The organism is Marinifilum caeruleilacunae (assembly GCF_013141825.1).
Classification (GTDB): domain Bacteria; phylum Bacteroidota; class Bacteroidia; order Bacteroidales; family Marinifilaceae; genus Marinifilum; species Marinifilum caeruleilacunae.
The window spans coordinates 46,544-64,706 of the sequence record NZ_RZNH01000011.1 but is presented as its reverse complement, the minus strand read 5'-3'; the positions used below and the strand labels follow the sequence as shown (position 1 = coordinate 64,706).

At 38.3% G+C, this 18,163-nt stretch carries 20 protein-coding genes; 2 read left to right on the top strand and 18 right to left on the bottom strand.

Features of this window, described 5'->3' with window-relative positions:
* Positions 1–2: 2 nt before the first annotated feature.
* The 16 genes from ELS83_RS08620 to ELS83_RS08545 all read right to left on the bottom strand — a co-directional run bounded on the left by ELS83_RS08620 (position 3) and on the right by ELS83_RS08545 (position 14,356).
* The gene (locus ELS83_RS08620) at positions 3–2,360 is read right to left on the bottom strand and encodes a GH92 family glycosyl hydrolase (protein ID WP_171595141.1); all 2,358 of its coding nucleotides are present in this window, start codon (positions 2,358–2,360) and stop codon (positions 3–5) included.
* A 31-nt stretch (positions 2,361–2,391) separates the two neighbouring features.
* Positions 2,392–3,330: an ROK family protein gene (locus ELS83_RS08615; RefSeq protein WP_171595140.1), complete on the bottom strand. Its 939-nt coding sequence runs from the start codon at positions 3,328–3,330 to the stop codon at positions 2,392–2,394.
* 10 nt (positions 3,331–3,340) lie between these two features.
* On the bottom strand, positions 3,341–4,069 hold the full coding sequence (locus ELS83_RS08610; RefSeq protein ID WP_171595139.1) for a GntR family transcriptional regulator: 729 nt from the start codon (positions 4,067–4,069) through the stop codon (positions 3,341–3,343).
* A 196-nt stretch (positions 4,070–4,265) separates the two neighbouring features.
* Complete coding sequence (gene atpG / locus ELS83_RS08605; RefSeq protein WP_171595138.1) at positions 4,266–5,135, bottom strand: ATP synthase F1 subunit gamma; 870 nt, start codon at positions 5,133–5,135, stop codon at positions 4,266–4,268.
* 79 nt (positions 5,136–5,214) lie between these two features.
* Positions 5,215–6,816 (bottom strand): F0F1 ATP synthase subunit alpha, encoded by a 1,602-nt coding sequence (atpA, locus tag ELS83_RS08600; protein ID WP_171595137.1) that lies wholly within the window; start codon positions 6,814–6,816, stop codon positions 5,215–5,217.
* Positions 6,817–6,877: 61 nt separating this feature from the next.
* Positions 6,878–7,426, bottom strand: a complete 549-nt coding sequence (gene atpH, locus ELS83_RS08595; protein WP_171595136.1) for an ATP synthase F1 subunit delta — start codon at positions 7,424–7,426, stop codon at positions 6,878–6,880.
* 81 nt (positions 7,427–7,507) lie between these two features.
* Positions 7,508–8,002, bottom strand: coding sequence for a F0F1 ATP synthase subunit B (locus ELS83_RS08590; RefSeq protein ID WP_171595135.1), 495 nt, complete (start codon positions 8,000–8,002; stop codon positions 7,508–7,510).
* Positions 8,003–8,110: 108 nt separating this feature from the next.
* Entirely contained in the window at positions 8,111–8,365 is a 255-nt protein-coding gene (gene atpE, locus ELS83_RS08585) for an ATP synthase F0 subunit C (protein ID WP_249414428.1), read from the bottom strand.
* A gap of 60 nt (positions 8,366–8,425) precedes the next feature.
* Complete coding sequence (gene atpB / locus ELS83_RS08580; RefSeq protein ID WP_171595134.1) at positions 8,426–9,508, bottom strand: F0F1 ATP synthase subunit A; 1,083 nt, start codon at positions 9,506–9,508, stop codon at positions 8,426–8,428.
* A gap of 170 nt (positions 9,509–9,678) precedes the next feature.
* Complete coding sequence (locus ELS83_RS08575) at positions 9,679–10,071, bottom strand: hypothetical protein (protein WP_171595133.1); 393 nt, start codon at positions 10,069–10,071, stop codon at positions 9,679–9,681.
* Between the two features lie 9 nt (positions 10,072–10,080).
* The gene (locus tag ELS83_RS08570) at positions 10,081–10,317 is read right to left on the bottom strand and encodes an AtpZ/AtpI family protein (protein WP_171595132.1); all 237 of its coding nucleotides are present in this window, start codon (positions 10,315–10,317) and stop codon (positions 10,081–10,083) included.
* On the bottom strand, positions 10,301–10,672 hold the full coding sequence (locus ELS83_RS08565) for a bactofilin family protein (RefSeq protein ID WP_171595131.1): 372 nt from the start codon (positions 10,670–10,672) through the stop codon (positions 10,301–10,303). The genes ELS83_RS08570 and ELS83_RS08565 overlap by 17 nt, the downstream gene beginning before the upstream one ends.
* 394 nt (positions 10,673–11,066) lie before the next feature.
* Positions 11,067–12,065, bottom strand: a complete 999-nt coding sequence (locus ELS83_RS08560) for a beta-ketoacyl-ACP synthase III (protein ID WP_171595130.1) — start codon at positions 12,063–12,065, stop codon at positions 11,067–11,069.
* A gap of 216 nt (positions 12,066–12,281) precedes the next feature.
* A complete protein-coding gene (rpmF, locus tag ELS83_RS08555) occupies positions 12,282–12,467 on the bottom strand; it encodes a 50S ribosomal protein L32 (RefSeq protein ID WP_083464500.1) in 186 nt (61 codons plus the stop codon).
* Positions 12,468–12,483: 16 nt separating this feature from the next.
* Positions 12,484–13,011 (bottom strand): YceD family protein, encoded by a 528-nt coding sequence (locus ELS83_RS08550; protein WP_171595129.1) that lies wholly within the window; start codon positions 13,009–13,011, stop codon positions 12,484–12,486.
* Between the two features lie 199 nt (positions 13,012–13,210).
* The gene (locus tag ELS83_RS08545) at positions 13,211–14,356 is read right to left on the bottom strand and encodes a sensor histidine kinase (protein ID WP_171595128.1); all 1,146 of its coding nucleotides are present in this window, start codon (positions 14,354–14,356) and stop codon (positions 13,211–13,213) included.
* A 217-nt stretch (positions 14,357–14,573) separates the two neighbouring features.
* Here ELS83_RS08545 and ELS83_RS08540 point away from each other — a divergent pair, with 217 nt between their 5' ends.
* A complete protein-coding gene (locus tag ELS83_RS08540; protein ID WP_171595127.1) occupies positions 14,574–15,098 on the top strand; it encodes a YceI family protein in 525 nt (174 codons plus the stop codon).
* A 1-nt stretch (position 15,099) separates the two neighbouring features.
* Here ELS83_RS08540 and mnmH read toward each other — a convergent pair whose 3' ends face one another.
* Together mnmH and rsgA are read right to left on the bottom strand one after the other, a co-directional pair.
* A complete protein-coding gene (gene mnmH, locus ELS83_RS08535; protein WP_171595126.1) occupies positions 15,100–16,131 on the bottom strand; it encodes a tRNA 2-selenouridine(34) synthase MnmH in 1,032 nt (343 codons plus the stop codon).
* A gap of 88 nt (positions 16,132–16,219) precedes the next feature.
* A complete protein-coding gene (rsgA, locus tag ELS83_RS08530) occupies positions 16,220–17,167 on the bottom strand; it encodes a ribosome small subunit-dependent GTPase A (protein WP_249414427.1) in 948 nt (315 codons plus the stop codon).
* A 202-nt stretch (positions 17,168–17,369) separates the two neighbouring features.
* Between rsgA and ELS83_RS08525 the strand changes: the two genes are divergently transcribed.
* Positions 17,370–18,137 carry an exodeoxyribonuclease III gene (locus tag ELS83_RS08525; protein ID WP_171595125.1) on the top strand — a complete coding sequence of 256 codons (768 nt, stop codon included), beginning with the start codon at positions 17,370–17,372 and terminating at the stop codon, positions 18,135–18,137.
* Positions 18,138–18,163: the final 26 nt, after the last annotated feature.

Below are 18,163 nucleotides of genomic sequence, written 5' to 3'. Positions count from 1 at the left end.
AATTATTTTTTTGATTTTTTCCTGATTTCCAGACTTGCTCCCTTCACCAAATCCTGAAAAGGAATTGATAGCTTGCTGAATGGTTTTCCATTTAATTTTACCGATTCCACCAACAGGTTTTCAGCCGAATGATTCGTTTGCCTGATTTGGATTTTCTTGCCAGGGTAATAATCCTGATTTAAGTGAATGTTAATTTCATCGAAGGCAGGACTTCCAATTTGCATGCTTGGATTTTCATGAGTCAGGCCTGCCACGTCGAACAAACCAATAGAAGCCATCACAAACCAGGCTCCCAATTGACCCTGATCTTCATCTTGTCCATAACCATATCCATGAATTGGATCCGTTCCATAGAACTCATTGCAAATCATGCGTGTCCAGTATTGGCTTTTCTCTGGCTGACCCGAAAAATTGTACAACCAGGGAATATGCAAACTAGGCTGATTGCCATGATTGTACAAAGTTTCAACTCCGGCAAAGGCATCAATTTCCTTTCCTCCTCCAAAAGCCATTTCTCTCGACGAAAGAAATATGGAATCCAGGCGTTGGTTGAATTCTATTTCTCCAATTTTTTCAACCAACTCTTCAATATCATGTGGTACATAGAAACTGTACTGCCATGAATTTCCTTCCTGGAATCCTCTCCAAGCTTGCATTGGATCAAAATTGGAAATGAACTTTCCCCCTGCATCTTTGGGGTGGATAAATCCTGTTGCCGGATTAAAAATCTTTTTCCATCCATGCGAAAGCTGTTCCAATTGCTTGTGTTCACTCTCTTTACCAAGTGCTTTGGCAAAATTGGCCACCGCATGTGCACTAAACGAATATTCCAGCACATGAGATGCCGAAAATGCATTGGCTTCGGGAATATCTGCCCACTCCTCCTGGTGGGGAATGAAACCCAGTTCAACAAAGCTTTTCACATCCAGTTTTCCGGCTCCATAAGGTCGGTTGTTCCACTCCAGCTCATTCTTAAGTGCCGCTTCGAAAGCCAAATCAATATCATGGTTTCGAATTCCGCAATTGTATGCCGAAGCGATAATCAAACCCACAAAATTGGTCCCCACCCCGGAAACATATCGACTATTGGCCAAACCATCGCCCAGCCAACCTGTATCCTGATAAACCAGCAGATGAGATTGCACAAAGTCGTTGTAATATTCGGGCCAAGCCAGGGTCCACAATTGACTCAGGTTCCAAAATGCGCCCCAAACCGCATCTGTATTGTAAAAGTTGAATTGTGGTTTTCCGTCTTTATCCAAAGGAATCTGACCAATCGAACCATCATTTTTAGGGTAAGCACCGTTTGCATCACTGGCCAATCCTCTTCCCAGTAAAGCATGATACAGGCCAGTATAGAATTTGATCTGATCCTGATGAGAACCACCACGAACCTGTATTTTGCTCAATTCATGATTCCAGATTTCCTCGGCCGATTTTCTTGCTTTATCAAAAGAAGTTGATTCGGCCTCCAGGCTCTCCCTGGCATTATCGATGGAAGTGTAGGAAAGAGCTACTTGTACTTCGACAACTTCCGATTCTTTTGTTTTAAAAGAGGCATATGCACCAGATCCAATTCCTGAAAGCTGGTTTGCATTGACCATAATTGAATCATTTCTAAAAACACCATGATCTTTAATTTCTTTGTTGATTTTTGCTGAGAAGAAGATGTCAATGTAGGCTCCTTTTTGATATTTCTTTACATATTCGGGTTCTGTTCTCACCCATCCTTCAATGGTATTGGCAGAAGTCCAATTCACCATTGCGTCAATTACAGCGCCACTCTCGCCTTGTCGTCTGCCAATATCAAAAATAAGATGGGCATCGGTTTTTTCGGGAAAAGTATACCGGTGAAAAGCTACCCGTTTCGATGCAGTAAGCTCCACTTTCACCTGGTAATCATCGAGCACAACACTGTAGTAGCCGGGTTTGGCAATTTCATTTTCTTTGCTAAAACGGGAACGATAGCCCTCTTCAGGATTGTCTAGTTTTCCGGGAATGGTTTTCAACACCCCACATGTTGGCATTAGCGAAATTCCACCAATTTGAAACTCGTGAGCATTCACAAATCCTTCGATAGAAGTATGTCTGTCATCATATCCTACAGCTTCCCAGCCCCATTTATTTCCATAATGACCATTGGTACTTGGTGCCGGTTTTGCCATTCCAAATGGCAATGCTGCCGGGGTATAGAAAAACCACCTGCTGTGTGCTGTTCCAATATTGGGATTCACAAGTTCGATTGGCTCAATCTGGCTCTCACAGGATAGAGTCAATATCATTAAACCTGATATCAGGAAAACTTTAATTTTATTTGTTGATATGTTTGAACATATGTTCGTGCGCAAAAAATTGATCATCACAGTCTCTTTATTTTCTAAAAATTAGGCTTTACATGTATTTCAACTGAGCTTTAACAGAGGAATAAAATTCTTCATTCAACAGCATTGCAGATCCAATAAATGCAGCATCTTCCAGAAGTTGAGATGATCCTGTTTTTAGCTGAACGCCTTGCTTTTGGAATTCATCCTGCAGCGAATTCTGAAACAAAGGGAAGGCTTTGGAAATGTTTCCACCAATCACCACAGATTCTACCTCAAAACTTCTGATCCAGGGGCTTAAAAACTGGGCCAGTTTCATTCCAAAATCATTAAATAAATCCTGAGCCAATGAATGAGTGCTTGCCATATCAGCAATTTGCTTTACTCCTTCCACCTTTTGTTTTGCAATGGCCTCGAATCGGTTTACCAGACCTCTGGTCGAAAAGTAATCGTCGGCAATGCCAGTTTCGAAAGGCAAGTGCCACAAGCAACCTTCTTTTGGAACAGTATCTTCTGTAATTACCGGAATGCCATTGGAAAGAAATGCCGACCCAAAGCCAGTGCCCAATGTAATGGCCAGGCTTTTTGCAGTATTTTGCAAGCCTCCGTTAAAGTACTCTCCTATTGCAAAAGCAGTTGCATCGTTAATAAATCGAATTTTTTCTTCTTCAATCTCAAGTCTCTCACTTAATTCTTTTCGGATATTTACCTCGTTCAAATGAACAAACTTGGCATTTTCGCCTGAAAATAAGGCTATTCCATTCACATAGTCAAATGGACCAGGCATGGCAAAACCAATTCCTGCCAGATTTTCCCTTTCGATATCCTTTAAAGCCGGACTCAGAAGTTCTACCATCCGATTTAGAATTTCCACTTTGCTTCCCGAATGGTCAATTTTGATGCTTCGAAATGAATTATCCAACAATATTTTTTCAGTCAAATCATAGCTTTTAGAACTGATATGGCTTCCACCTACATCTACACCTATTGCATATTGTTTCGTGTCCATAAGGTATCATTTAACGGGTAATGGTGATTGAATAGGTAAACTTCTCGGCATTGTAGAAACCAATATTGTATTCTATGGGCCTTCCTCCCGGATCGGAAACAAATCTTTCACGCACCATAACAGGCTCTCCTTTTTTGATGGCCAATCGTTCTGCAGTAATGGCAGATGCCGATCTTGCCTTTAGGTTTTCTTTGGATGTTGTTGGAATAATATGGTAATCGTTCTCCAAAATTTCGTACAATGGTCGCGAGAAATCCTCATTGCCTGTCATTTGGATTCGTGGATGAAAATAACTTTCGAAGTAGACAAATGGACCATCGGCAGCACCTCTTAATCTGCAAAGAGATAAGACTTCAGTACCCAATTCCACCTCAAAGAAATTGGCTAGTTTTTCATCTGCCTTAACCCATTTTACCTCGACAGCATAGTTCTTAAAACCAACACCTTTTTCCGACATCTCCTGGGTAAAACTCAACCAATTATCCAAATTGGTGGTAATCCTCTTTTCGGCCACCTTGGTTCCAATTCCTTTTTTACGAATTAGCAATCCTTCGTATTCCAGTTTATTCGTTGCCTGGCGCAATGTGTTTCTCGAAATTCCAAGTTTCTTGGCCAAATCAACTTCTTTTGGTAGTAATCCACCTTTCTGATATTCTGGCATTTCAATCAGCTTACGAAGCAATATTTCCACTTGTGCATGTAAAGGTATGGGGCTTTTATGATCTATTTTTAATTCCATTTGTACATATGTTTGAACATGCAAATCTAGTAAAAAAATAAGAAGATTGAATTAGAGATGAAATAAAATATTTACTGGTAGATTGCATTGATCATTTCAAGCATAAAAAAAGCCTCATCAAAATGGATGAGGCTTTGCAGCAATATAAATCTTTTAAATATGGTCTTTTTATCAGTTTTAAGCCACTTTTTTGGCTTTACTGAGCGAGAGCATTCGCTCCCGATACAATCTCCAAAATTTCGTTGGTAATTGCAGCCTGACGAGCTTTGTTGTATGTCAGGTTCAAATCTTGCAGCAAGTCAGATGCATTATCGGTTGCTTTATGCATCGCAGTCATACGAGCACCGTGCTCCGAAGCAAAAGAATCCAACATTGCTTTAAAGAATTGCGTTTTAAGCGATTTAGGAATCAAATCCTGAACAATCTCTTCTTTATTTGGCTCGAAAATGTACTCTGCCTGAACATGATTCTCTTCCTCTTCTTGTTGAACAGGCAAGAATTGTTCTGTTGTAAGGATCTGAACTCCGGCATTTTTAAATTGGTTATACACCAATTCTACTTTATCGTATTTGCCTTCTACGAATTCAGCCATGATTGATTCAGCAAGTTTCGCAACATTTAAAAAGCTCAAATCATCGTACAAACTGTTGCGTTCGCCAATTACCTTATGAGTCTTCTTTAATATTTCGTTCGCCTGCTTACCAATACAAAGTACATCAACATGTCCTTTCTCATTTTGATCGGCATAAATTCCTTCGGTCAGAACATTTACCTGCTTAATTACATTTGAATTAAAAGCACCACAAAGTCCTTTGTTCGAAGTAATTGCGATCAATAATATTCTATCGGCTCTTCGTTCTACACCATACAAATTGTCATCAGGATTTAAGCTTCCTGTAAGATTCGAAAGAATCTCATGCAATTTATCGGCATAGGGACGAATTTGTACAATGGCATCCTGTGCTTTTTTCAATTTAGCAGCAGAAACCATTTTCATCGCTGCAGTCACCTGTTTGGTTTTCTGAACCGACGAAATACGTGTACGAATTTCTTTTAAATTAGCCATCTGATTCAATTAGTAATTAGAAATTAACAATTCGTAATAAAGCCATGCATACTACGAATTGATAATTGTTAATTGATAATTATTTATACTTTGCAGCTACTTCTTCAGCTACTTTGCGCATGATATCCTGAGCTTCTTTGGTATATTTACCTGTTCCAAGTTCGTTCAACACTTCTTTGTGTTTCAACTCCATGAACTGAAGGAAATCATTCTCAAATTCTTTCACCTTCTCAACAGGTACATTTCTCAATAATCCCTGTGTTCCACAATATAGAATCGCAACCTGCTTATCTACAGTGAATGGTGAGTATTGTCCCTGCTTCAGGATTTCAACGTTCTTCGCACCTTTGTTCAGTACAGCAAGAGTTGCAGCATCCATATCAGAACCAAACTTGGCAAATGCCTCCAATTCACGATACTGTGCCTGGTCAAGTTTCAAGGTACCGGCAACTTTCTTCATCGATTTAATCTGAGCCGAACCACCCACACGCGATACCGAAATACCTACGTTAATTGCAGGACGAATACCAGCGTTGAATAAGTCTGATTCCAGGAAAATCTGACCATCGGTAATCGAAATTACGTTGGTTGGGATATATGCAGAAACGTCACCCGCCTGGGTCTCAATAATTGGAAGTGCAGTTAATGAACCACCACCTTTAATAATTGATTCTCCATTTTCATCCTTAGCGTTCTTCAAACTCTCAGGAAGATCATTCATCTGACGAGCAATTTCATCAGAATTGATCACCTTAGCGGCACGCTCCAATAATCTTGAGTGAAGGTAGAATACGTCTCCTGGATAAGCCTCACGTCCTGGTGGACGACGAAGCAATAGTGATACTTCACGATAAGATACAGCCTGCTTCGATAAATCATCATAAATGATCAATGCAGGACGACCTGTATCACGGAAGAACTCACCAATAGATGCTCCTGCAAATGGAGCGTAGAATTGCAATGCAGCCGGATCTGATGCGGTTGCAGATACAATTGTAGTATAAGCCATCGCTCCGTTTTCTTCAAGAGTTCTGGCAATATTCGCAACGGTTGAACCTTTTTGTCCTACTGCAACATAAATACAGTATACAGGCTCACCTTTGTCGTAAAATTCTTTCTGATTGATAATGGTATCAATTGCAATTGCAGTTTTACCAGTCTGACGGTCACCAATGATTAACTCACGCTGACCACGACCAATAGGAATCATTGCATCGATTGCTTTAATACCGGTTTGTAGAGGTTCGTTTACAGGCTGACGATAAATTACCCCTGGAGCTTTACGTTCCAATGGCATTTCGTAAGTAGTTCCTGTAATTTCACCTTTACCATCGATCGGTTCACCAATGGTATTGATCACACGACCCAACATGCCTTCACCAACATTGATTGAGGCAATACGCTTGGTACGTTTTACTACGTCGCCTTCTTTAATACCTTGTGATTCTCCCAAAAGTACTGCACCAATATTGTCTTCCTCAAGGTTTAAAACAATACCCAATACACCATTTTGGAATTCGATCAATTCGTTTGATTCAACATGCGATAATCCGTAAATGCGGGCGATACCATCACCCACTTGCAATACGGTACCGACTTCTTCCAGTTCTGCTTCGGTTTTTAATCCTTCTAATTGCTGCTTTAGAATTTCCGAAACTTCTGCAGGTTTAATGCTAGCCATATTTAATTCTTATTAGACTGATTTATATTCTCAATAAGTTTTTAGCTACTGGCTTTTGCCTTTAGCTAATTCTATTTGTTAGTAATTCTCGTTTGATTTGATTCAATTGATTTGCCACCGAGGCATCCAATTGCTGATCTTCCACGCGAATCACGAAACCTCCAATGATATCTTCATCGATAACTTCCGTTAATTCAATTTTAGATTTGAAAGATTTTTCAAGTAGATCAGATATTTTCTGCTTGTTGGCCTCTTCAACCTTTGTTGTCGATGTCAGAATTGCCGACAAAATTCCCATGTCTTTTCTGCAAAGGGCAAGGAAATTTCTGGAAATATCTTTGATGTAGATCTCTCTTCTGTTTTGCAAAACCAAATCAAGGAAATTCAGTGTCATCGCATCAATTTTACCAGAAAATATCTGCTTCACTGCCTCTCTTTTTTGAAGAGTTTTCACTACAGGACTTTCAATCATCAACCAAAAATCAGAACTTTCCTTAATCAGATCATCAACAATTTTAATATCTGAAATAAAAGTTTCGATCATGTTTTTCTCTTTTCCTAATTCGAAAAAAGCTTTGGCATATCGAACCGAGATTTTACTTTCGTTCATATTGTTTTTGTTAGATAAGAGATGTGAGATTTGAATCTCATTAACTCTCCCGTTCCGATAAGTATCGGGAATTTCGGGTTACTAATTCAATTTTACTTCGTCCATTAATTTCTTGAAGTAATCTTTTTGTTGCTGATCTTCTGCAAATTGCTGACGAAGAACCTTCTCGGCTATTTCTACCGACAGGTTAGCAACCTGAGCTTTAATTTCGTTTAATGCAGCAGCTTTTTCGCTTTCAATGTTCGCTCTTGCTGATTCAACCAGCTTATCAGCTTCCTGACTTGCTTTTTGCTTTGCTTCATTTACGATCTTAGAACTCATTTCTTTTGCCTCTTTAAGCATTGCTTCGCGCTCTTTTCTTGCCTCCTGAAGAATTCTTTCGTTGTCGGCTTGCAATTCAGCCATTTCTTCTTTGGCACGATCAGCAGAACGTAATGCATCTTCAATCGATTCTTCACGCTCTTTTAAGGCATTCAATATCGGTTTCCAGGCAAACTTTTTAAGGATAAAAAGTACAATGGCAAAGGCCAAAAACATCCATATAAAAGTTCCTAATTCAAATGATAATAAACCCATATTATTCTATTTTTTTCACCTTCCGGTGGATTTTAATAATCAATTGTTACCACAATTTGCCTCAGGCAATCCCTTCTTGGCAAATTGTGGATTAGTTTCGTAAAGTTCTTACAATACGATTAACAAACAAATGATGATCGCAAAGAAAGCAGCACCTTCAATAAGTGCAGCAGCTACAATCATGTTTGTACGAATATCTCCAGATGCTTCTGGCTGACGAGCAATACTCTCAAGAGCAGAACCCCCAATTTTACCGATACCTAGACCAGCACCGATAGCAGCCAAACCAGCTCCTAATGCAGCACCCATTTTAGCAACACCCATAGTAGCTGCAGCCTGAAGAAGAATTGATAATGTAATCATAGTGTTTTTATTTAATGATTAAAAAACTATAAATAGCTCCTTTTAAGGAGTTGAAAATTCTTAATGATGTTCTTCTGTGGCCATACCGAAGTAAAGCGCAGAAAGAAGCGTAAATACAAATGCTTGAATTAAGGCAACAAGCAATTCCAATATATCCATGAAGACAATAAAGGCGACTGAGAATACAGATGTTCCAAAGCCTGCAGCTGCTCCTTTTTCTCCAAAAATAAAGATCAAACTAACAAATGCCAGCACAATCATGTGACCTGCCGTGATGTTGGCAAACAAACGGACCATCAGTACAATCGGCTTTGTAATCATCCCCATAAACTCTACAACTGGCATTAAAGGTACCGGAAACTTTAACCACCATGGTACTCCAGGTGTATTAAAAATATGAACCCAGTAATTCTTGTTGCCACTAAAAGTTGTTATAATAAACGTAAACAAAGCCAATACCATTGTAACGGTGATATTACCGGTTACATTCGCTCCTCCTGGGAAGAGTGGTACCAAGCCCATTAAATTGTTCAACCAGATAAAGAAGAAAATGGTTAATAGGAATGGCATAAATCTCTCATAATTTTTCTCGCCAATGGCAGGTTTTGCAATCTCGTCGCGAACAAAGATGATGATTGGTTCCATCACCGATTGAAGACCTTTTGGAGCCTGACCTTTTCTTCTTGTATAAGCTTTTGCAACCGAAATGAAAATCCATAGCAGGATCATCATACTTATAAGCATTGCAACAACATTCTTTGTCATAGAGATATCGAATGGACGTACTTCCTGACCATTGATTTTTTCGACAACTTTTCCTTTAAATTCGCCTTCCTGCGCAATATAGAATCCTTTATAAGCGCTGTGTCCATGATAAAATTTACTTGACATGAACATGTTAAATCCTGATTGCTCCGAAACAAGTATTACAGGCAGCGGAATTGATGCATGGAAATCACCTATGGAAAAAATATGCCAATCGTAAGCATCGGCAATGTGATCCATAATAAATTCTCCTGCTTGAAATTTTTCTTTTTTGTGAGTATCGTGGTGAGCATGCTTGTCATGTTCATCAGAAGCAAACGCGGTAGCGGCGCTGGCAATAAAGAAGACGATTAGTAGTAATCGATGAATGTTTTTCATACTTACATCACTTGCAAAGAATAGATCTTTTCAAAAATCAGAACTATTCAATCTGTTATTTAAATTGTCAATAGACTATTTTTATCAGCCTGGTATTGTAAAAAATTCACCATGCTTGATTTTTGTCCCTCAAATTTAATAAAAAAAGTTCTCCAGAAAACTTTTTTGGTCTATTTAATATTATCAGACCTCAAAGTCTTAGAAAGTGCAATTACTTCGAAGGTGGTATATACCACATAGCAAAAAGCAAAAAACAATATAAAACCCACTGCCTGCGCCTTGTTCAATAAGGCGTAAACGATTACAAAGCTTAAGTTAAGGAACATTTTTATTCCAAACCAGGCCATGTAATTTGTATGGAAAACCCTTGGATCACTCTTCGAAACCTTTAACAATTTATAATGCTGAATGGAATTGAAGAGGAAAAAATACAAAATCACGAAAGGAAAAAAGTAATTGAACCATGTTTTTAGCACTGTTAAAAACAAAGCAAGCGACCCTATTAAAAGAATCACAGAAATGAAACCTAACTTATAAATGTATGATCTGTATTTTTTATCCATAAAATTGTTTTACTTCATCTTGATGAAATCCTTAACTGCAAAATACAATGCCAGAAAAACACCAAGTATTGCTCCTATAAATGTAAATAAGGGGAATTCTTTTTGTAGGTATTCGTCCAGTTTTATACCTGCGTATAAAACCACCAGAATCACTACAATCATTTGAAAGGCTAAGCCCGAATATTTAATTGCAGAGCTTAGCTGTTTCTTTTTTTTATCTTTTTCAGGATTATTTTTTCTTTTCATCCTTTGTAGGTGCTGCTTCACCCATTTTACATGAACCTGTGAATTTTGCACCTGGTTCAACCGAAATCTTATCAGTAGTAATGTTACCAAGGATTAAAGCGGTGGATTTTAGGTTTACCATCTCCGATGCGATAATATTACCTTCTACTCTACCCGATACATCAATGGTTTTACAATTTACGTCACCTTCAATCTTACCGGAGTTTCCAATCACGACTTTTCCATTCACTTCCATTTTTCCATTCAATAAACCATCAATTCGAATATCTCTTGATGCCTTAACATCTCCTGTAATGGATGTGCCCTCATTTATCATGTTGTGTCCTGTTTGTTGTACGTCGTTGTTTCTGCTCATTTTATCTTTTTTACTAAACATGTTTGAAATCGTATTGATAGGGACAAACATTTCAAATTATTGAATTCAAAGTTTTGCTTGTCCTGAGTTAACATCTTATATCAACTCAATTTTTATTAAAAAAGTATACGAACATTCCTTAAAGCTTGCTTCCATTAAAAATATCTAAAACAGAACATCAGTTTTCACGATTTTTTTACCCAAATCATTGAAACTGTTTACATATTTTTAATCAGAATAAGCTGGTTTTATTTTCCATTCTACAGCACCTATGTTCGTGGACCATACAAATATAAAAATTTGAGGCAGAAATCCCATTTAAAACACATGTTTGAAACCAAAAAAAGGCTCCCGTTTTGGAAGCCTTTTTTAATATCATGTAATAATATCTTTTCTATTTTGGATCGTAACCCCATTTCAATAGAATAGAGCCCCAGGTAAAACCTGCTCCAAATCCTGATAGAATAATATTATCTCCTTTTTTCAATTGATCCTCCCACTCCCATAAACACAATGGAATAGTAGCAGAAGTTGTGTTTCCGTATTTTTCGATGTTAATCATCACCTTTTCCTTAGCCAAGCCCATTCTTTTTGCTGTAGCTTCGATAATACGGTTATTTGCCTGGTGTGGTACCAACCATGCAAGGTCGTCAGCTGTCATGTTGTGTTTTTCCATCATTTCAACAGAAACATCAGCCATATTAGAAACAGCATGTTTGAATACGTGATTTCCTTCCTGATAGATGAAGTGCTCGCGAGCGTCAACAGTTTCGTGTGTTGCTGGTTTGCAAGAACCACCTGCTTTTTGGTGCAAATGCTTGCGACCAAATCCTTGCGTGCGAAGAATTTCGTCCATAACACCTACATTTTCGGTAGTTGGTTCCAAAAGAACTGCTGCAGAACCATCCCCAAAAATTGCACAAGTCTGACGGTCTGTGTAATCCACAATTGAAGACATTTTCTCTGCTCCAATAATTACAACCTTCTTATACATTCCTGATTGAACATACTTAGTTCCTGTAGCTAAAGCATAAAGGAATCCTGAACAACCTGCATTCAAATCAAAACTAAATGCATTATTAATTCCAACTTTATCGCTAATAATGTTTGCTGTAGCAGGGAATTGCATATCAGGAGTTACTGTTGCACAAATCACCAAGTCAACTTCTTCAGGAGAAGTTCCTGTTTTTTCAAGCAACTGCTTAACAGCTCTTACTCCTAATTCTGAAGATCCTTGCTCTTCACCTTTTAGAATTCTTCTCTCTTTAATACCAATACGAGTCATGATCCACTCATCGGTTGTATCAACCATGGTACTCAACTCCTCGTTGGTAAGAATGTAGTCGGGAACATAAGCCCCAACTCCTGTTATAACTGCATTAATTTTTGACATTGTTTAAGCTTACTTAGTGTTCTTCATCAGATAATTCAGCTTACAAGTATACAGATTTTTCTCTATCTAAACACTGAATTTGCTGCTTAATCTCAAAACAGCAAACTCAACAAGTTGGGTAATAGCAAGAAGAATCATGCATAACGCAAATTTGCCCCTGAGAATATTCTGAGGAGCAAATTAATATAGCTTCAAACCTGATTAATTGTACTCAGGTTATGCTGTAACTTCTTTTTCAATAGCTAATTTGCCTCTGTAATAACCGCACTCAGGGCAAACAGTGTGATATTTAACAGTTGCTCCGCAATTTGAGCAAGATGCTAAAGTAGCAGGAGTTGTTCTAAGATGACTTCTTCTCTTATTTCTTCTCTGCTTCGACGTTCTGTGTTTTGGATGTGCCATTTTTCAACCTATTTAACTAGTTATTATCAATCAATTTTCTTAAATCATTCCATCTCGGGTCAATCTTCTCTTCCTCATTCACCGAGAGGTCATTCAATTTTTGAATCATTTTTTCATTACAAGTGCTGTTTCCATCCTCATCATCAGGATGCACAAAGCTTAATGGTAAGCTTAGTGTAAACAGCTCGTAGATGTATTGAGCTACATTGATCTCGTTTTCCGATTCTGCAAGAACAATTACATCATCTGCCAGCTCTTCGTGTTCTTCGCCAAATTTCAAATGAAGAGAATTTTCACCCTCAACTTCAATTTCCAGCTCTTCCAAACATCTGTCGCAGGCTGCGTTTAACTTTCCTTTCAATTCAAATTTCAGAGTGGTTACCAAAGTTTTTTTATTGAAACTGACTTTCACATCAGCCTCGCCCTGGTAAACATCTTCTTCCTGAAAATAGGTAAAGAACTCCTGATTTACTTTGAAATCAAATTCATGTAAACCATCCTTTAAACCCTTAAAAGGAATCGTATATTTTGTTGGATATTCCAAAATATTCAAATAAAACTTTGCAAAAGTATAAAAATTAATCTTACGAATTCACAAAAAAATACATCTTTTTTGTCAATTTCAAGCAATTACTGATGCCAAACAGGCAAACAAACTGCCATACCGCCTAAAAACGGGCTGCAAAAATAAGGAGATCTTTTTTGGTTTCAAAACTTTTCGGAAGATTTGAAAACCAGATATTTCACTTTAGGGGTAAAATAATTCTAAAAACAGTTCCTTTTCCCAATTCAGAACTGGCTACAAATATTTTTCCGTCGTGGTAATTTTCTATAATTCTTTTGGCCAATGACAAGCCCAGTCCCCAACCTCTCTTCTTTGAGGTATAGCCAGGTTTAAACACGGTTTTAAACTGACTTTTGGCAATGCCTTTCCCGGTATCTTTAATATCCAAAACCATTTTTTCTTTGCCTGCGCTTAACGAAAAACGCAATTCTCCTCTGCCTTCCATTGCATCAACTGCATTTTTTGTTAGATTTTCGATTACCCAGGAAAACAATTCTTTATTTAAAGGAAGTTTGACAGATTTGAGATCAGTACTTGTAAAAATAAAATCAATTTTACCAGATGTTCTCTTCTTCAGGTATTCGATACTACTTTCTAAAATCTCTCTTACATCCTGATTTTTTAGAATGGGTTTCGATCCAATTTTCGAGAATCGTTCGGCAATCACCTCCAGTCGAGTCACATCTTTCGACATCTCTTCTACCATGGCTGGATTTGGATTTCCAGATTTCATTAACTCCATCCATGCCATTAAGGAGCTTATTGGCGTTCCCAACTGGTGGGCAGTTTCTTTCGACATACCTACCCAAACCCTGTTTTGTTCGGCCGATTTCGAATAAGAAAAGGCCAGAAATGCAATAATGATAAAGGTAACTATGGCTCCCAATTGCACAAATGGATACCAGGCCAAACGTTTTAGAATGTTAGAACTGTCGTAATAGATGTAATTCTTACTATTAACCAGTTGAATTTCTATGAAGTTCCCTTCATCTTTTAGTTCTGTAATATAATTCCTAAGTATTTCTTCTTCCCGATCCGGGTTTACTGTAATGTGCCTGTAGTCAATAATATTCTCCTCTTCATCGGTAAGGATGACAGGAATGGTTTCATTCTGCTCTAGTAAGCGATTAATGAGTTCTACATCCTGATCAGTATTTAGCTCCAATTTTTGCAATCCAAACGCCCACAATTCCACCTTTTTGGCCTCTTCGTGTGCCAATTTCTCTACCAAACTATTGGTGTACAGAATTGAAACAGCAATAATTAGAACTGCTACAATTAAAAAATGGTATTTCCAGTTTCGGTTTTTAAGGTAAAAGTCCAATGTAATTTCAGAATGGTTTCTGATAAAGGTAACGACAAATCGAAATAAATCTTATCAGTCAGGCGAAAAAATATATCTCCTCCTTCAAAAGCCAAGTGTCGTCTATTTTACAAAAGCAAAAATTAGTTTTGTATTGATCAAGGATTATGGAGTATATTTGTTTATAAGTGAAAGCCTTAAGCTTTTTCCATTTACGAACTCCATAAAAGCATAAAATATGATGAAGAGATTGATGTTCTTAGCGGTTTTGATGGGTGCGTTTCAATTTTTATGCTCATCACAGAATATTATCAGCGATAAATCCAATATCGAATTTCGTGTGGCCAACCTGGGTGCCAATAAAGTAAAAGGCAATTTTAGCGGAATGACCGGCAGTGTAAATTTCGATCCTAAAAACATTTCAGCAGCCAGTTTTGATGTTTGTATCGACGCTGCAACATTGGACACGCGGATGAAAAAGAGGGATGCTGTGCTGAAAGGTCCCAAGTATTTTGATGTGGAGACCTATCCTGAAATTTGTTTTCGATCAAAATCGGTAACAAGTACTGGTATGAGCTACAAGGTAACTGGCACTCTTAGCATGCATGGAGAGAGACAGGAGGCTGAAATTATTTTCAATTACTCGCGTAAAACCTTTACCGGAAAACTAAAAGTAAACCGCCAGGATTACAAACTTGGGCCTTCCAGTGGTGTGTTGGTTGGCAAACAAGTTGATATCACCATTACTTGTGTGATTGAGTAGTCTATTTTTTTAACGAATTGTAGTAGGCAAGTACCTTTCTGGCATTTTCTGTCGGATTGTCTTTTTCCAATTCTAAAATATGGATGGTTTGACCTTCTCGCTTCGATAATCCGTGTTTATAGGCCTTATCGTAATAATTCAAAGTAATATCGGCTACCGTTGCATAATCACCCTTCTCAAGGCTTTCAGAAGCTAATTTTACATTTAAACCGCCCAATCTCTTCCCTATTTTCGAGATCATGTGGGCCAAAACATCAGCGTCAAAACAGGCATATTCCTGTACCAATCTTTTTATCCTTTCGGATTTTGGAAGTAGTATTTTGATGACATCAGTTTGGCGCATGCGATGATACAAAGCATCATTGATCCATACCGAACCGATTGATTTGCTTTCATCTTCGACCCAAATTGGACGATTCGGATCCAAATCCAGCCACACCTTAGCCAGAAGATTTTCAAAATTCTCATTATTAGGCTGATCGGTTTGTCCCAATGAACCAAATACAGATCCTTTATGATGGGCAATACCTTCCAAATCGAGGATTTGTGCACCTTGCTTCTTCATCTCGTGCAGCACCTCGGTTTTTCCACTTCCGGTCATCCCACCAAGTACAACCAATTCCGACCTTTCGGTGAATTGCTGACGAATGTATCTTCTATAGGCTTTGTATCCACCTTCTAGCAAATGCACTTTAAAACCTGCTGTTTCGAATAACCAGGCCATACTGCCACTGCGCATTCCTCCACGCCAGCAATGCACCATAATCTCCTTCTGTGGTGCAAATTTCTTCGCCATCCTTACAAACTTTGCCAGCTTTGGGCCCACCAATTCCAGTCCCAAAAGCACTGCTGAATCTTTACTGGCACGTTTGTACTTGGTTCCCACCAAAACCCTTTCGGCATTTGTAAAAATTGGAATATTTAGTGCGCCTGGAATGTGTCCTTCCTCAAACTCTGCAGGTGTTCTTACATCTATCATTGGAAGTGTTTTTCCCAACTTAAGGAATTCTTCCGGCTTCAGTACTTTTGCCATTTTTGTGGTTCTTATCGGCGATTGCCTTATGAAAAAAGCACGTAATCGATACGTGCTGAATGCTATTCTTTTCTTAAAAGTAAATTACTTAAATTCTGTATTTACTATCCTCATCTTCCATGATCATGCCCAGGTAACTTTCGTAACGGGTAATGCTAATTTCACCAGCTTCTACCGCAGCTTTTACTGCGCATTTTGGCTCATGGATGTGACTGCAGTTGTTGAACTGGCAGTTTTGGGATGTTTCAAAAATTTCAGGGAAAAAGTGCGACATTTCCTCTTTTTCCATATCGATGGTTCCAAAGCCTCTAATTCCCGGCGTATCGATAATGTAACCTCCAAAATCGAGCTCGAACATTTCCGAAAAAGTGGTGGTGTGCTTTCCTTGCGAGTGTGCCTCAGAAATTTCCCCGGTTTTTAGGTCCAAACCTGGCTGAATTGCATTAATCAGTGTTGATTTTCCCACACCAGAATGCCCCGAAAGAAGATTGATATGATCTTTCAAAGCATCTTTTATGATATCCAAGTGAGTTCCATTTTTGGCTGATATCTCATAGCATTTGTAACCAATCTTTTCGTAAATGCCTTTGAGTTCATTCAATCGGTCCATATCATTGGGACGATATCGGTCAATCTTATTAAAAATTAAGCTTACCGGAATTCGATAGGCTTCGGCTGCTGCTAAAAATCTATCGATAAAAGTGGTGGTGGTAAGCGGATAATTTACCGTTACAATTAAATAAGCATGGTCTACATTGGAAGCAATGATCTGGCTGTGCTTGGAAAGATTAGAAGATTTTCTGATGATGTAATTCTTACGATCGTGAATATTCACAACCACTTTCGATTCTTTATCCTCTTCGAAATCTACTCTATCGCCCACTGCAATTGGATTGGTGGTTCTGATTCCCTCCATCCTAAATCGCCCTTTAATACGGCAATTGTGCACTTCTCCGTCGTTGGTCTTAACAGTATACCAACTTCCTGTCGATTTTATTACCAGTCCTTCTTTCAATGTATCTGTGTTTTTGTACAAAAATAGTTGATTTTAAGTAAAAGAGCACATTTTGAGAAAGTGTTATTTTGTAAATTTGTGTATTTGTAATTTTGTAGATTTGTAATTCATCATTGCAAAATCCGTTTTAAGGAAATATGATCGTTTTGCCACAATTGTCTAAAATCCTAAAATTACAATTCGAAATTACACTCTTACAAATACACAAACTCACGATATCAATATGAAAAAAATAATTAGCTACAATGTAAATGGCATACGTGCCGCATTGGGAAAAGACCTTATTGGTTGGTTAAAAGAGGAAAATCCTGATATTCTTTTGATTCAGGAAACCAAAGCCCAGCCTGAGCAGATCGAAAGTCACTTGTTCGAGGAATTGGGATATCACTGCTATTGGTTCTCGGCCGAAAAGAAAGGCTATAGCGGTGTTGGCATTTTAAGCAAAGAAAAACCAGATGCTATTGTTACTGGGGTAAACAACGAAAAATACGATATTGAAGGTAGAGCAATAAGAGCCGATTTTGGAGACATTTCGGTTTTTAGCACCTATCATCCATCCGGAACGGCCGGAGGTCCAAGACAGGATTATAAAATGGAATGGTTGGCTTATTTTCAGGACTATATCAATGAGTTGAAAAAGGAACGTCCAAACCTAATTATTGGCGGTGATTATAACATTTGCCACAAAGAAATTGATATCAGTAAACCAGAAAAGAAAAAAGGTGTTTCGGGTTTCTTACCGGAAGAGAGAGAGTGGATTGGCAATTTTATCGATAGTGGTTTTATCGATACCTTCCGTGTTTTCGATCAATCGCCCGACAAATACAGTTGGTGGAGTTACAGAGCTGGCTCCAGGGGCAAAAACCTGGGATGGAGAATCGATTATCACATGATTAGTGAAAGCTTGCAGGAGAAGCTAAAAGGAGCCTCAATTCTTGCCAATGTTGTTCACTCCGACCACTGTCCAATTGTTGTTGAAGTAGACTTTTAAAATATAGGAAATCCGTCATTTACTGA